General features: G+C 73.3%; 11 protein-coding genes and 1 pseudogene. 8 read left to right on the top strand and 4 right to left on the bottom strand.

What is annotated here, in order from left to right:
• Window positions 1-27: 27 nt before the first annotated feature.
• A complete protein-coding gene (locus ACIPXM_RS23930; protein ID WP_401658675.1) occupies window positions 28-1752 on the bottom strand; it encodes a phosphodiester glycosidase family protein in 1725 nt (574 codons plus the stop codon).
• Between the two features lie 193 nt (window positions 1753-1945).
• Here ACIPXM_RS23930 and ACIPXM_RS23925 point away from each other — a divergent pair, with 193 nt between their 5' ends.
• Window positions 1946-3349 carry a lectin gene (locus ACIPXM_RS23925; RefSeq protein ID WP_401658672.1) on the top strand — a complete coding sequence of 468 codons (1404 nt, stop codon included), beginning with the start codon at window positions 1946-1948 and terminating at the stop codon, window positions 3347-3349.
• A 95-nt stretch (window positions 3350-3444) separates the two neighbouring features.
• Here the strand turns inward: ACIPXM_RS23925 and ACIPXM_RS23920 are convergent, their stop codons facing one another.
• Together ACIPXM_RS23920 and ACIPXM_RS23915 are read right to left on the bottom strand one after the other, a co-directional pair.
• Window positions 3445-3687 (bottom strand): DUF397 domain-containing protein, encoded by a 243-nt coding sequence (locus ACIPXM_RS23920; protein ID WP_401658670.1) that lies wholly within the window; start codon window positions 3685-3687, stop codon window positions 3445-3447.
• Window positions 3684-4511, bottom strand: coding sequence for a Scr1 family TA system antitoxin-like transcriptional regulator (locus ACIPXM_RS23915; RefSeq protein WP_401658667.1), 828 nt, complete (start codon window positions 4509-4511; stop codon window positions 3684-3686). Before ACIPXM_RS23915 ends, ACIPXM_RS23920 begins: the two co-directional genes overlap by 4 nt.
• A gap of 113 nt (window positions 4512-4624) precedes the next feature.
• Between ACIPXM_RS23915 and ACIPXM_RS23910 the strand changes: the two are divergent.
• From ACIPXM_RS23910 to ACIPXM_RS23880, 7 genes and pseudogenes are all read left to right on the top strand, one after another.
• Window positions 4625-5017, top strand: a pseudogene (locus ACIPXM_RS23910) (ATP-binding protein); the annotation flags it as partial.
• Between the two features lie 247 nt (window positions 5018-5264).
• Window positions 5265-7376: a phosphocholine-specific phospholipase C gene (locus ACIPXM_RS23905; RefSeq protein WP_401658664.1), complete on the top strand. Its 2112-nt coding sequence runs from the start codon at window positions 5265-5267 to the stop codon at window positions 7374-7376.
• A gap of 184 nt (window positions 7377-7560) precedes the next feature.
• Window positions 7561-9813 carry an MMPL family transporter gene (locus ACIPXM_RS23900; protein WP_401658661.1) on the top strand — a complete coding sequence of 751 codons (2253 nt, stop codon included), beginning with the start codon at window positions 7561-7563 and terminating at the stop codon, window positions 9811-9813.
• 62 nt (window positions 9814-9875) lie between these two features.
• The gene (locus ACIPXM_RS23895) at window positions 9876-10637 is read left to right on the top strand and encodes a class I SAM-dependent DNA methyltransferase (protein WP_401658659.1); all 762 of its coding nucleotides are present in this window, start codon (window positions 9876-9878) and stop codon (window positions 10635-10637) included.
• Between the two features lie 163 nt (window positions 10638-10800).
• A complete protein-coding gene (locus ACIPXM_RS23890) occupies window positions 10801-10968 on the top strand; it encodes a hypothetical protein (protein WP_401658656.1) in 168 nt (55 codons plus the stop codon).
• 45 nt (window positions 10969-11013) lie between these two features.
• On the top strand, window positions 11014-14100 hold the full coding sequence (locus tag ACIPXM_RS23885; protein ID WP_401658653.1) for an AAA family ATPase: 3087 nt from the start codon (window positions 11014-11016) through the stop codon (window positions 14098-14100).
• 42 nt (window positions 14101-14142) lie between these two features.
• The gene (locus tag ACIPXM_RS23880; RefSeq protein ID WP_401658650.1) at window positions 14143-14403 is read left to right on the top strand and encodes a type II toxin-antitoxin system RelE/ParE family toxin; all 261 of its coding nucleotides are present in this window, start codon (window positions 14143-14145) and stop codon (window positions 14401-14403) included.
• 26 nt (window positions 14404-14429) lie between these two features.
• Here ACIPXM_RS23880 and ACIPXM_RS23875 read toward each other — a convergent pair whose 3' ends face one another.
• The gene (locus ACIPXM_RS23875) at window positions 14430-15581 is read right to left on the bottom strand and encodes a PQQ-dependent sugar dehydrogenase (protein WP_401658647.1); all 1152 of its coding nucleotides are present in this window, start codon (window positions 15579-15581) and stop codon (window positions 14430-14432) included.
• Window positions 15582-15651: the final 70 nt, after the last annotated feature.

Below are 15651 nucleotides of genomic sequence, written 5' to 3'. Positions count from 1 at the left end.
GGCCCGAGCGGGCCCGAAGGGCCTCGGTCAGGCGCGGGGCACCACCACGACCGCCGTGCTCATCGGGCGCTCGCGCGGCGCGGTGTCCTGCCACTGGTCCCACGGCCGGTTGTACAGGCTGCCGTTCACGACGAGGGTCGTGTCGCCGCCGCTGCCCAGGCCCACCGCGTCCCGCGCGCCGAGCCACTTCATCACCTGCGCCGCCTCGACGAGCGTCGCGCCCACGCTGTGGGCGGGGTTGCGGCCGTCGATCGTGACCAGCATCAGGTGGCCGTCGGGCGAGATCCCGGCGAGCGTACGGGGATGCCGCGAGGTCAGCGCGGCGCTCGGGCGGCAGGTCAGCGGGTCGGGCTTGGCGCACGAGACGTGGGCCATGCCGTTGGCCGCCGGGTTCAGCATGATCTCGCCGTCGCGCAGCAGCGCGGGCGTGCCGCCCGCCACCGCCGACAGCTTCGACGAGGTGACCGAGGCGCCCGCCGCGTCCGTGATGGTGGTGCGGGGCGTGATCCGGTCACCCGGTACGAGCGTGTCGAGCCAGGCGCCTCCCGTACCGATGCCCTGGATCACCCGGCCGCCCGCCGGGACCGCGCCCGGGGTGTGCCGGACGGTGACGACCTTCCAGCTGCCGTCGGTCACCACCTCGGTCATCGGGGTCCCGGCCCACCGCGGGGCGGGCGCGGGGGTGGTGGCCCCCCACTCGGGGCGGAAGATCACGATGTCGTCGGGGTCGTGGCAGACGGCGTTGCGCAGCGGCGTCGGGCGGGGCGCCGACACCCCCGGAGAGGTCTCCAGGAGGTCGCCGGGCGTGCCGCAGCCGAGGACCTGGCCGGTGACCCGGTTGATGCCGTCGGCGTCGCGCTCGCCCTTGCCCGGCACGGACAGCCAGGTCCGGGTACTGGTCTCGGCGATCCGGTGACCGCCCCCGGCGGCGTTCATCAGCAGCGCGGTACGGCCGTTGTTGGCCGCGCCGAGCAGCACGCCGTCCCGCACGTACAGGCCCTGCGGCACGCCCTCGTACCCCATGAAGCCGGGGTTGTTGACGGAGTCGATGTCGAACTCCGCGCCGTTGACCGCGGCCAGCGCGCCGAGCGGGGCGGCCATCTGCTTCACCGTCTGCGAGCCGGACACATCGGTGCCGTGCTCGGCGCGCACGTCGACCTGCGCGCCGGGGGCGACCGTGATCACCCGTATCTGCCAGGGGCCCTTGCTGGCGGGGTCGGTCTCGGCGGTGAAGAAGGTACGGGTGCTGGGGAACCCGGCGGTGTTCAGCGCGGTACGGGCGGCGTTCGCGGCGTCCGCCGTCGGGTACCCGGTGAGGTGCACCCCGTACAGCGTCATCGCCTTCGTGTCCGCCGTGGCCGGTGACGGAAGCGGTACGACGGCGGCGGCCGGGAACCCGGCGTCGCGCAGCTCCTTGGCGCGCGTCTCGGCGGTGGTGGTGGAGGTGGTCATCTCCTGCCCGTCGGCGTACCGCACCCACACCGCCCAGCTGCCGTCCGCCGCGCCCTGCGAGAACACCCGGTAGGTGACGCCGGGCGCCAGCTGGGTCAGCCCGCTCTTCGGCGCCGAGCCGTCACCCAGCGGGAAGGCGGGACCGAGGGGCGGGTAGTCGGGTACGGGGGCGGGCTCGGCGGCGTCGGCGGGGGCGCCGAGCAGTGGGGCGAGGAGCAGGGCGGAGACGAGTCCGGCCGCGTGGCGGCGGCGCCGGAGCGGCGGGGCGGACGTGGGACGGGAAGAACGGAAGGTGATCACAGGCGGAAGGATCACTGAACCGGATCCGGCCTGTCCAACCGGTTCCCACCAGCGGTTTCGCGGAGTCCCGACGGTGTCCCGCTGGGCCGGACCGGCGAGCCGGACCGATGTCGGAGACGACCGATACGATCATGCTTGATCGTCAACTGACCGCAAAAGTGGGGGAAAACCGCGCATGTCAGTCATCCGAAGAATGCTCACACTCGCGGCCGTCGGGTCGCTCGGGCTCACCGCCCTCCAGGCCGGGCCGCTCGCGGGGGAAGCGGCCGCCGCCGCACCGGACACCACCAAGTTCCAAGGCGTCAACTGGGCCGACCCGCGCGACAACTACGCCTCGGACGAGGTCGTGCCCACCGGACTCGCGCTCACCGACGACTACCTGGCCACCTACCAGAAGTCGACCGCCGTCGTCGCCGAGTTCCAGCGCAAGTTCGGCACCAACACCGTCCGGCTGCCGATCAACCCGGCCACCGTCAACGGCCCCTGGTGGGACTCCTACCGGGGCGCCATCGACGCCGCCACCGGCCGTGGCGTGAAGGTCCTCCTCGGCTACTGGGAGAGCCCCGAGCACAAGGACGGCCGCATCGACGACAAGGCCGCCTACGACACCATGTGGCGCACCGTCGTCGACCAGTACGGCGACACCGGCGCGGTCTCCTTCGAGCCGATGAACGAGCCCTACGGCTACACCGCCGCCCAATGGGCCGACACCGCCGCCAACTGGCTCGACACCTACGGTGCCGTCGTCCCGCGCGAGCGCGTCTTCGTCGGCGGCGTCGGCTACAGCGAGGACGTCAAGCCCGTCTGCGCCGACCAGCGACTCGCCGGCACCCATCTCTCCCTGCACCACTACGGCTTCTGGCACCAGAACTGGACCGACCCGGCGACCTGGGCCGCCGACCTCCGGTCCAAGATCGGCGACTGCGCCTCCCGTACCGTTCTCACCGAATTCGGCGTCGGCGCCACCGGCGGCCTCGACTACAACGGCGCCGTCAACGGCGAATGGCAGATCGCCGCGTTCCAGGCCCAGACGGACACCCTCCGCGAACTCGGCATGGGCTCGGTCTACTGGCCCGGCCTGCGCGCCGGGGACGGCTACTCCCTCACCGAACTCCAGGGCACCGGCACCGACCTCACCCTGCGCACCACCAACCAGTCCGTCGCCGACCGCCTCGCCTGGGCCTGGTGGGGCACCGGTCGCCCCGCCACCACCGCGGGCGTGCTGCGCGGTGTCGGCTCCGGCATCTGCCTCGACGTGCCCGGCGCCGTCCGCGAACCCGGCACCAAGATGATCCTCTGGTACTGCAACGGCGGCCCCAACCAGCAGTGGACCTACACCGCCCAGAAGGAACTCCGCGTCTACGGCGACATGTGCCTCGACGTCGACCACGGCGGCACGGTCGGCAACACCCCGCTCATCCTCTGGCCCTGCAACGGCGGCACCAACCAGAAGTGGAACCTCAACGCGGGCGGCAGCGTCACCCCGGTCGACTCGCCGCTCTGCCTCGACGTCGGCGGCCGGGCCACGGCGGCGGGCAGCGCCGTCGGCCTCTGGTACTGCAACGGCGAGCCCAACCAGCGCTGGCAGCGGCTGTAGGCGCACGCGACGACGGCCCCGCACCCGGACATCCGGTGCGGGGCCGCCCCGTACCCGCCCCCGTTCTCGTGCCCGTCCTCGTCGCCGGGGCGAGGTCAGGCGCGCGCCGCCACGAAGGCGTACCAGGCGGCGGGGGAGACGGTGCAGACGGGGCTGCCGTCGCCCAGCTTGGAGTCCCGGACGTGGACGGCGGCCGCGTGCGCGGCCACCTCGACGCAGTCGCCGCCCTCACTGCCGCTGTAGCTCGACTTGCGCCACTCGTAGGCGACTTCGAGGCAGGCACCGCCCTCGCTGCCGCTGTAGCTGGACTTGAACCACGAAAGTGCGCTTGCGCTCATGTCTCTCCTGCCAGACGTTCCAGCAGGCCCATGGTGTCCTCGGGCGTCAGGGCCTGTGAGCGCAGCATTCCATACTTGCGCTGGAGGACGCCGACCTCGTCGGGGTCGTCGATGAGGAAGCTCACCCGCTGCCCTTCGACGTAGGCGACATGCTCGTGGTCAGGCGTCTCGATCAGGATCATGGGCCCGTCGAGGCCCGCGTGTTTCGTCCGGGTCTTCGGGACGATCTGGAGGGCGAGGAAGGGGAGTTCCGCCATCTCCCGCAGATGAAGGAGCTGTCCGCGCAGCACCTCGCGCCCGCCGATCGGGCGTTCGAGGATCCATTCGTCGAGCAGGAAGGACATCATCGGCGGCCACGGCTGCTGCTGGAAGATCGCCTGCCGGTCGATCCGGTCGAGCATCGATTCCTCCGCCTCCTGCGCCGTCTTCGGCGGATAGAGACAGTCGAAGACCGCACGGGCGTACTCCGGCGTCTGGAGCAGACCCGGCACCACCGCGTTCTGATACGACGAGAGGGCCAGCGCCTCCGTCTCCAGCTCGATGTACTCCTGCGCGAACGCCGGATACCGCTCCTTCTTCGGCGCCTTCGACACCGCCACCGTCAGTGCGCCGCCGGTCTCCAGGACATCGTCCAGCTCGGCCGCCAGCCTCAGCCGCAGCGCCCGCCGCCCCTGCTCGATCGAGGCCAGCGTCTCCTCACCCACACAGACCAGATCCGCCAACTGGAGCTGGGTCAGCCCCGCGATGTTCCGGAAGAGCCCCACGAGGGCGCCGATCACTTCCCATGAGGGGACCTTCTTCCTGGAGTTCGTGATGCGTGCCATGTGCGGTGCCTTCCCCACGCCGTGCCCGCCCGACGCGTCCGGAACCCGTACAAAGATTTTGTACGGGTCCACGCCCTGGGGCCGGAGTGGCGCGAGACGCCACTGTGATCCGTATGAACGACCAACTTCCCCTGTTCCGCGAGGTGTTCCACCGCCGGGAACGCCGCTCGGTCCCGCTCGCCCGCGCCTTCGCGCGCGCCGCGCTCGTGGACTGGAACCTGGACGCACGGACGGACGACGTACTGGTGTGCGTCAGTGAACTCGCCACCAACGCCCTCCTCCACGGCGTCCCGCCCGGCCGTGGCTACCGCCTCCAGCTCCTCCTGGAGCGCGGTCCCGGCCTTCGGTACGTGCTGCGCGTCGAGGTCCACGACAGCGGTGACGGCGTCCCGGCCCGCCGGGCGCCGGAGGGCGAGTCCGGGCGCGGGCTCCATCTCGTCGCCGCGCTCGCGGACCGCTGGGGCGTGGGGGAGCGGAACCCCGGCAAGATCGTCTGGTGCGAGTTCCACTCGACGCCCGGCGCCCCCGCCCCCGAGCCCGACCTCGCCCCCGTACCCGTACCCGCCCCCGACCCCGAGTCCGAGGCCCTGACGGGAACCGCCCGAACGGTGGCCGTTCACCGAGGCGAACAGCCGTTCACTCTCCCACCCCCCTCGGGTCTCCTCTCCGTCACCCCGCCCGCCTAGCGTCCCCGCCGTGCCACCCGGCGGCTCGAAGGCGAGCCGTCGGTCGTCGATGAGGAAGGTCGGGGCCGTGTCACCGGAGATTTCGCGCAGGAGGCTGTTCGCACTCGGCGGAGGCGCCCTCGGCGCGGCGGCCGCCGGGTCGTTGCTGCCGCCGTCGCTCCAGGCGGCCATGGCCGCCGAGCCCCCGGCCGGCGGCATCAGAGCGGTCAGGCACGTGGTGATCCTGATGCAGGAGAACCGCTCCTTCGACCACTACTTCGGCACCCTGCGCGGGGTCCGGGGCTTCGGCGACCGCAACGCGATCGAGCTGCCGTCCGGCCGCCCCGTCTTCGAGCAGCCCGCCGCGCCCGGCGGCAGCGTGCTGCCGTTCCCGGTGCGCGGCGCCGCCGCCGCGCAGCAGAAGGACCTCCAGTACATCGGCGACCTCGACCACTCGTGGGGCGGCGGCGCCAAGGCGTGGCACGACGGCTGGATGGACGGCTGGGTCTCCGCCAAGACCGCCGCCACCATGGCGTACTACGACCGCCGGGACATCCCGCTGCACTACGAGCTCGCCGACACCTTCACCATCTGCGACGCCTACCACTCCTCCATCCACACCTCCACCAGCCCCAACCGCAACCACCTGTGGTCCGGCTGGACCGGCTACGAGGCCGACGGCAGCCGTGCCGTCACCAACGCCGCGTACGCCGAGGACACCCACCCCGGCTACGGCTGGCCCACCTACGCCGAGCGTCTTGAGGCGGCCGGGCGGAGCTGGAAGACGTACACGGAGTGGGAGAACTTCACCGACAACAACATCGAGTTCTTCACCAGCTTCAAGAAGATCGCCCGCAAGGCGCTCGCGAAGACCGGCGGGCACACCTTCATGGAGTCCTTCTACGCCGCCGTCCGCGACACCGAGGACATGGCTGAGCGGGCCAGGCTGCTCGGCCTCCTGGAGGACGGCGTCGCGACCCTCACCGCCGCCGAGCGCTCGCTCTTCGAGCGCGGTCTGCGCCGGGTCGAGTCCGGCACCCTCGCCGACGCCTTCCGCGCCGACGTCGCCGCCGGGACCCTGCCCGAGGTCTCCTACCTGGTGCCGTCCGCCGTCGACTCGGAGCACCCCGGCGCCTCCTCGCCGGTCGCCTCCGCCTCCCTCGTCTACCGGGTGCTCGACGCCCTCGGCTCGCACCCCGAGGTCTGGCGGCACACCGTCGTCCTGATCAACTACGACGAGAACGACGGTTTCTTCGACCACGTGCCGCCGCCGGTGCCCGGCGCCGACGACCCGCGCGGCGCCGCCGAGCGCTGGCAGGGCCGCCCCACCGGCCTCGGCATCCGGGTCCCGCTGCTCGCCGTCTCCCCGTGGTCGGTCGGCGGCTACGTCTGCTCCGAGACCTTCGACCACACCTCGGTGATCCGCTTCCTGGAGCAGGTCACCGGCGTCCGCGAGCCCAACATCACCCCCTGGCGGCGGGCCGTCACCGGTGACCTCACCTCCGCCTTCGACTTCACCCGCACCCGCCGTCTGCCGCCGGTCGAGCAGCCCGAGCCCGTGCCGCCGTTCACCGGCCGCTGGCGGCCCCGGCCCCCGGCCGTGCAGACCATGCCCGTGCAGGAGCCCGGCACCCGCCCGGCCCGCCCGCTGCCGTACCAGCCGGACGCCGTCGCCACCGTCGGCCACCGCACGGTCACGGTCGAGCTGCGCAACACCGGCCGGGCCAGCGCGCACTTCGCGCTCTACCCGTACGCGGGGGAGTTCGCCGTCCCGCAGCACGCCGACGTCAGGGGCACCGGCCGCTGGACCGTCCCCCTTGCCGGTGATCGTTACCGGTTCACCGTCACCGGCCCCAACGGCTTCCGCCGCGAGTTCGCCGGACCGGCGGGCGGCACCGCCGGGCTGGCGTCCCGGGTCGACCACCACGACCGTGACCTGCACCTCACGCTGCGCAACGCGGCCAGGACCCCGGTCACCTTCACCGTCCGGCCGCTCGGCTACGTCGACGCCGACGACCTCGCCGACAACCCCGAGGGCTGGACCCGCACGGTGACCGTGAAGCCCGGCAGGTCCCGTACGGTCGTGCACTCCGCCGCCGACGCGCACGGCTGGTACGACGTCGAGGTCACCGGCCCCGACGGCTTCCGGCGCCGCCTCATGGGGCACATCGAGAACGGACGCACCAGCGTCTCGGGCTGAGGTCCCGCCCCCGAGAGGTCTTCGGGGGGTCTTCGGAGGGTCTTCGGGGGGCGTTCGGAGCGGGGGAGCGGGGCCATCGGTCCCGTACCCCCGCACCGGCCTGTGAGCATCGCCACGAAAGGGACAAACGATCACGTTTGGCTGTAACAGTGGGCGGAGCACCGAACCACAGGGAGCACGTCCGTTGGCCGCTATCGCCCGGTGGTGCGTCACGCACCGCCTCGTCGTCGTTCTGGTCTGGCTCCTCGCGCTCGGCGGGGCCGCCACGGGTGCGGCGATCGCCGGCAGCGCGTACTCCAACGACTACGAGGTGCCCGGCACCGAGTCCGGCCGCGCCACCGCCCTGCTCGAACAGGGCTTCCACGGCCTCGGCGGCGACACCGACACCATCGTCTGGCACACCGACCGGGGCAGCGTGCGCGCCGCCGACGTGGAAGCGCGGATGACCGCGATGCTCCACAAGGTCGAGCACCTGCCCGGCGTCGCCTCCGTCACCTCCCCGTACGGCTCCGACCCCAGCAGGATCAGCGAGGACGGCCGCACCGCCTACGCCACCCTCGCCTTCGACGCGCAGGCCGACGACATCCCCGAAGCCCAGGCCAAGGCCCTCGTCGACACCGCGCGCGGCGCCGGGGGCGACGGCGTCCAGGTCGAACTCGGCGGCACCGCCGTCGCCCTCACCGAGGCACCCGGCGGCCACATCGCCGAAGCCGTCGGCGTGGTCGTCGCCGCCGTCGTCCTCTTCCTCGCCTTCGGCTCGCTCGCCGCCTCCCTGCTGCCCATCGCGACCGCCCTGGTCAGCGTCGGCATCGCCTACTCCGGCATCGTGCTCCTCGGCCACCTGATGACGGTCGCCGACTTCGCGCCCATGCTCGGCATGCTGATCGGCCTCGGCGTCGGCATCGACTACGCGCTGTTCATCGTCACCCGGCACCGCAAGGGCCTCAAACGCGGCCTGCCGGTACCGGAGGCGGCCCGGATCGCGGTCGCCACCACCGGACGGGCCGTCGTCTTCGCGGGCGCCACGGTCTGCATCGCGCTGCTCGGCATGCTGATCCTGCGGCTCAGCTTCCTCAACGGCGTCGCCATCGCCGCCTCGCTGACCGTCGTCCTCACCGTCGCCGCCTCCGTCACCCTGCTGCCCGCGCTGCTGTCGCTGATCGGGATGCGGGCGCTCAGCCGCCGCGAACGCAGGCAGCTCGCCGAGCACGGCCCGCAGCCCGAGCTGCCCACCGGCTTCGCCGCCCGCTGGTCGGCTTTCGTGGAACGCCACCCCAAGCTGCTCGGCGCGGTCGCCGCCGTCGTCATGGTGGTCCTCGCGCTGCCCACCCTCTCGCTCCACCTCGGCACCTCCGACCAGGGCAACAACCCGGCCACCGCCACCACCCGCAAGGCGTACGACCTGCTCGCCGACGGCTTCGGACCGGGCGTGAACGGCCCCCTCACCCTCGTCGCGAGCCTCGACGGCGCCGACGCCCGGGTCGCCCTCGACGCGCTCCCGGCCCGCCTCGAACACACCAAGGGCGTCGAGGCCGTCTCCCCGGTCACCTACAACGGCTCCGGCGACACCGCCGTCCTCACCGTCGTCCCCGACTCCTCGCCGCAGTCCAAGGCCACCAGCGAACTCGTCGACCGGCTCCGCGACGACGTGCTGCCGACCGCGTCCGACGGCACCTCGCTCCAGGTCCACGTCGGCGGCGTCACCGCCTCCTATGACGACTTCGCCGACATCATCATCGGCAAGCTGCCGCTGTTCGTCGGCGTCGTGATCGCCCTCGGCTGCCTCCTTCTGTTGCTCGCGTTCCGCTCGATCGGCATCCCCTTGAAGGCCGCGTTCATGAACGTGGCCGCCGTCGCCGGAGCCTTCGGCGTGGTCGTGGCGATCTTCCAGTGGGGCTGGGGCAGCGAACCCCTCGGCCTCGGCAGCGCGGGCCCGATCGAACCCTTCCTGCCCGTGATCATGGTCTCGGTGCTGTTCGGGCTCTCCATGGACTACCAGGTGTTCCTGGTCAGCCGGATGTACGAGGAATGGCTGGAGACCGGCGACAACCGCCGGGCGGTCCGGGTCGGCCTCGCCGAGACCAGCCGCGTGATCAACTCCGCGGCGGTCATCATGATCTCCGTCTTCCTCGCCTTCGTCCTCTCCGGCGACCGCGTCATCGCGATGTTCGGCATCGCCCTCGCCGCCGCCGTCGCCCTGGACGCCTTCGTCCTGCGCACCCTCCTCGTCCCCGCCCTCATGCACATGCTCGGCGGCGCCAACTGGTGGCTGCCCCGCTGGCTCGACCGCCGCCTGCCCCGCATCAGCATCGAGCCGCCGGAATGCCGGGCGGCGGCGGACGCGCGGGAGACGGACACCCCGGCGCCGGAGGAGGCCGCCCGGCTGCCCCTCCAGCGCACCGAGACCGTGCGGAGCGCGGAAGCGGGTCCGCGCTAGCGGCTCGCCGGACACGGAAAAAGCTTCGACAGCGGCCCTCCGCGCCCGGCAGGGTGAGGGCCATGACGAGCAGCGAACTGTGGACCCGCGAGACCGCCGAGCGCTACGACGCGGAGGAGACGGAGATGTCCTCGGCCGCCGCCCTCGGACCGGCCCTCGCCTTCCTCGCCGAGCTCGCCGGTGACGGCCGGGCACTGGAGTTCGCCATCGGCACCGGCCGCGTGGGAGTCCCGCTGCGGGCCCGTGGCGTGCCGGTCGTGGGCATCGAACTGTCCACGCACATGGCGGAGGTGCTGCGGCGCAAGACCGACGCGGACACGCTCCCGGTGGTCATCGGCGACATGGCCACCACCGTCGTGCCCGGCGAGTTCACCCTGGTCTACCTCGTCTACAACACCATCACGAACCTGCTCACCCAGGACGAGCAGGTCGAGTGCTTCCGCAACGCCGCCCGGCACCTGGCGCCCGGCGGCCGGTTCGTCATCGAGCTCGGCGTACCCCCGCTCAGGCACCTGCCGCCCGGCCAGGTCGCCGTGCCGTTCGACGTCTCCGAGCGGCACCTCGGCTTCGACACCTTCGACCTGGTCGAGCAGATCCTCGTCTCCCACCACCTCACCCGCGACGGCGCGGACGGCCGCTACCGCCGCGAGGACTCCCGGCACCGGTACGCCTGGCCCGCCGAGCTCGACCTGATGGCCAGGATCGCCGGTCTGGAACGGGAGCGCCGGGTCGCGGACTGGGACGGGACCCCGTTCACCCAGGACTCCACGAAGCACATCTCGGTCTGGCGCAAGCCGCTCCCCGACGGCCCGGACACCCGCTGAGGCCCGCCTGAGGAAGCCCCTCAGGCCACCTAAGGCCCCCTAGGACCTCCCTAAGGCCCCCCACCCCCCGAACATGCGGCACTCTCCCCATGTGGCGCACCCCCCTGGGCCGAGAAAGTAGAGGCATCGCAGAGAGCGACACCGAAACCCCAGGGAGCACCCCATGTTCGAGTACGAACTCCACCAGGCCCGCCACGCCGAGCTCGTCCGCGAGGCCGCCGACCGCCGCCTCGCCCGGCAGGCCGCCCGGGCCGCCCGGCGCGGCAGCGCCCGCCAGGAACCCGAAGGGCGGGTGAGTGACGGCCGGGGCCGCTTCGCCAGGGCCGCGTGACCCCCGGTGGAGATCCGTTCACACACCAGAACGGACGCCTGTGCGATGCTCGGCGCCGTGGAGACCAGGTCAGTCAGCCCCGTGTTCGTCGGCCGGGCCGGTGAGCTCACCGCCCTCACCGAAGCGCTCGCCCGGGCCGCCCGGGCGGAGCCCCAGGCGCTGCTGCTCGGCGGCGAGGCGGGCGTCGGCAAGACCCGGCTCATCGAGGAGTTCACCGACCGCGCCCGTGCCACGGGCGCGGTCGTCGCGCTCGGCGGCTGCGTCGAGATCGGCGCCGACGGCCTGCCTTTCGCCCCCTTCTCGGCCGCCCTGCGCGCCCTGCGCCGCGCCCTCCCCGAGGAGTTCGCCGCCGCCGCCGAGGGCCACGAGGGCGAACTCGCCCGGCTGCTGCCCGAACTCGCCGAGCTCGGCGGCCGCGACCCGCACGCCGAGGAGGCCACCGCCCGCCTCTTCGAACTGACCGTACGGCTCCTGGAACGGCTCGCCGCCGACCGCACCGTCGTCGTGGTCCTGGAAGACCTGCACTGGGCCGACACCTCCACCCGGCACCTGCTCGCCTACCTCTTCCGCACCCTCGCCCACGGCCGGATCTGCGTCCTCGCCAGCTACCGCGCCGACGACATCCACCGCCGCCACCCGCTGCGCCCGCTGCTCGCCGAACTCGACCGGCTGCGCTCCGTCCGCCGCGTCGAACTCGCCCGCTTCACCCGCGCCGAGGTGCACCGCCAGCTCACCGGCATCCTCGCCGCCGAACCCGACGCCGGCCTCCTCGACGAGGTCTTCGAACGCTCCGACGGCAACGCCTTCTTCGTCGAGGAACTCGTCGCCTCCCACGAGTTCGGCTGCGCCGCCGCCGAACTCAGCGACTCCCTGCGCGACCTCCTCCTCGTCCGCGTCGAAGCCCTCCCCGACGGCGCCCAGCGGGTGGTCAGGATCGTCGCCGAGGGCGGCTCCACCGTCGAGTACGACCTGCTCGCCGCCGTCGCCCAGCTCGGCGAGGACGCCCTCATCGAGGCCCTGCGCGCCGCCGTCGGCGCCAACATCCTGCTGGCCGCCCCTGAAGGCGACGGCTACCGTTTCCGGCACTCCCTGGTCCGCGAGGCCGTCAGCGACGACCTGCTCCCCGGCGAACGCTCCCGGCTCAACCGCCGCTACGCCGAAGCCCTGGAGACCGACCCGGCCCTGGTCCGCGCCGACGAACGCGCCAACCGGCTCGCCACCTACTGGTTCCACGCCCGCGACGCCGCCCGCGCCCTGCCCGCCGTGCTCCGCGCCTCCGTCGAGACCCGCAAGCGGCACGCGTACGCCGAACAGCTCGGCCTGCTCGAACGCGCCATGGAACTCTGGGACGCCGTCCCCGACGAGGTCCGCGACGCCCTGCGCCCGATGGACTTCGCCGACTCGTATCCTCCCCTTACCTTCGGCAGGGGGAACCCCAGCGGCTGCGACCCCGAGACCACCCCGCTGCGCTACCTGGACCTGCTCGCCGAAGCCCTGGTCGCCGCCCGGCTCGGCGGCGAACGCGAACGCGCCCTGAAGATCTGCCGCACCGCGCTGCGCCTCCTCGACGCCGACACGGACGCCGTCGCCGCCGCGGAACCCGCGAGCGACCCGCTGCGCGCCGCCTGGTTCCTGTGCGAGATGGCCAGGCTCCAGTCCAACCTCGGCCGCGGCGACGGCTGGGAGGAGATATCCCGCGCCCAGGAACTCGTCCGGGGCCTGCCGCCGTCCGCCGTGCACGCCATGGTGCTCACCGGGGTCGCGGGCTGGGGCATGCTCCGCGCCCCGGGCCCCGACTCGCTGGCCGCCGCCGAACGGGCCGTCGAGTACGCCCGCCTGGTCAAGGCCGAGGACATCGAACTGGCCGCCCGGCTCACCCTCGGCACCATCATGGTCTCCGCCGGGGACGTCGACGCCGGTCTCGCCGAGATGCACGAGGTGCGCGCCCGCACCACCGCGCTCGGCCACGACCACGAGGCCGCCCGCGCCCACATCAACATCTCCTCCGCGCTCGAATCCCTCGGCCGCTCCGCGGAGTCCGTGACCGTCGCCGACCAGGGCCTCGAACTCACCCGGCGGCGCGGCCTGCTCGGCTCGGCGGGCTGGATCCGCGCCAACAAGGCCGAGTCGCTGCTGTCGCTGGGCCGTTGGGACGAGGCCCAGGACGAGGCCCGGGACATGCTCACGCTGCCCGCCGGTACCAAGCCGAGCGCCTCCGCCTCGCTGTGGCTCGCCGAGATCGCCACCGGACGCGGCGAACTGACCGCCGCCGCCGGCCATCTCGCCGCCGCCCGCGCCGCCTACGGCTCCCGCGACCCGATCCCGCAGTACACGCTGCCGATGGCCCGGGTGGCCACCGCGCTCGCCGCCGCCGAGGGCCGGCTCGCGGACGTCCGCGCGGCGCTCGCCACCGCCGCCGAGGACGGCTTCCCGCCCGGCACCCACCGCTACGGCTGGCCGCTGCTGCTGAGCGCCGTCACCGCCGAGGCCGACGCCCGCGGCCTCCCGGCCGCCGCCGAGGGCCGGGCCGCCGCCCTCGACGACGTCCGGCGGGCACTCCGCGGCCTCGCCACCCCCGCCCCGGTCTGGCAGGGGTACGCCCACTACGTCTCCGCCGAACTCGCCCGCGCCGAGGACCGCGCCACCGCCGAACGCTGGGCCGAGACGGTCGCCGCCCTCGAACCGCTCGACCAGCCGTACCTGCTGGCCAGGGCCCGCCACCGGCTCGCCGACGCGCTCCTCGCCGAAGGCGGCCGCCGCACCGAGGCCGCCGCCCTGCTCCGGGCCGCCCACACCACCGCCGTACGGCTCGGTGCGCACCCGCTGCGCGAGGACATCGACCTGCTGGCCGCCCGGGCCCGGCTCACCCTCGACCCGGCCGACGAACCCACGGCCGCCCCCGACCCCGCCGAGGGCCCCGCCGACACCTTCGGACTGACCCCGCGCGAACAGGACGTGCTGCGCCTCGTCACGGTGGGCCGCACCAACCGCCAGATCGCCGAGGAACTGTTCATCTCCCCGAAGACGGCGAGCGTCCACGTCTCCAACATCCTCGCCAAACTGGGCGTCCAGGGCAGAGGAGAGGCGGCGGCCCTGGCCCACCGGCTACGGCTGCTCGACGCGGCCGTCTGACCCGTGGGCCATACTGGAGACGGCCGTCACACCGGAGGAGCCGTGTTGTACCAGATCGAGTTCACGGAGCGGGCCGCCAGCCAGCGCGACGCTCTGCCCGAGGAGCGCCGCAAGCTGCTGGAGCGCGGTCTGCTCAAGCTCGCTGAGGACCCGTTCACGCCGGTGTCCCAGGCCGTCAGCGGCGAGGACATCAGGGTCGTCTCGGTGTCGCCCGGCCTCACGGTCGACTACATGGTGCACCGCGCGTTCCTGATCCTCGTGTCCGTCGCCGTCCTCGACCAGTCGTTGATAGACGACGAATAGTCGTCGGCCGCGCCGTTCGCCCGGCGTCAGCCGACCTCCAGCCGGAGCACCCGGTCGTCGCCCGGCTCCGGCGTGCCCCGGGTGTCCGTCTCGCTGGTCACCAGCCAGAGCCCGGAGCCGCCCGCCGTCGCCACCACCGTGCGCAGCCGCCCGTACGCGCCCTGAAGGAACGCCTTCGGCGTGCCGGAACGTTCCCCCGCGCCCGCCCCCGGCCCCGGCACCGGGACCCGCCACAGCCGTTCGCCGCGCAGCCCCGCCAGCCAGATCGCGCCCTTGGCGTACGCGATGCCGCTCGGCGACGCCTGGTCCGTCGGCCACTGGGCGACCGGGTCGGTGAACCCGGCCCGCCCGGCCCGGCCCTCGACCACCGGCCAGCCGTAGTTGCCGCCCGGCGCGATCAGATTCAGCTCGTCCCAGGTGTTCTGGCCGAACTCGCCCGCCCACAGCCGCCCCCGGTCGTCCCAGGCCAGGCCCTGGACATTGCGGTGGCCGTACGAGAGGACCACCGAGTCCGGGAAGGGGTTGCCGGGCGCCGGGCGGCCCTCCGGGGTCATCCGCAGGATCTTCCCGCCGAGCGAGGACCGGTCCTGGGCGAGACCCGTCCGGCCGGTCTCGCCGGTGCCCGCGTACAGCATCCCGTCCGGGCCGAACGCGATCCGGCCACCGTTGTGGATCACGCCCTTGGGGATCCCGGTCAGCACCGGCTCCGGCGCCCCGAGCCGGTCGCCCGGGCCGCCCCCGTACCGCATCCGGACGATCCGGTTGTCGTCGGCCGCGGTGAGGTACGCGTACAGCCACCCGTCCCGGTGGGCGAGCCCGAGCAGCCCGCCCTCACCGCCGGGCACCACCCCGGGCACCTCGCCCAGCGACGCCTGCCGCCCGGTGCGGGCGTCGATCCGGGTGACGGTCCGCTCGTCGCGCGAGGAGACCAGCAGAGCGCCGCCGGGCAGCTCCACCAGGCCCCACGGGGAGCGCAGCCCCTCGGTGAGGGTGCGCACGACCCGGACCGAGCCGGTGGCGGCGGGCGGAGCCGAGGTGGGGGACGAGGGGGAGGACGGCGCCGGGGCCGTCGTACCCGTAGGCGCCTCCGTACGGGTACCCGTACCCGGGTCCGTACCCGACGAGCAGCCGGTCACCAGGAGCAGCGCCGCCGCGCCGCCCGCCACTGCTCTGCCCATGACGACTCGGCCCACGGTCCCGATCCCTTCCGGCGGCGGTATCCCTCCCCTTGATACACCGGATCGGCGG

The sequence above is a fragment of the Streptomyces sp. NPDC090025 genome (genome assembly GCF_044748125.1).
Taxonomy (GTDB): domain Bacteria; phylum Actinomycetota; class Actinomycetes; order Streptomycetales; family Streptomycetaceae; genus Streptomyces.
Note: the sequence above shows the minus strand (reverse complement) of the source record. Positions and strands in the feature narration are given on the sequence as shown.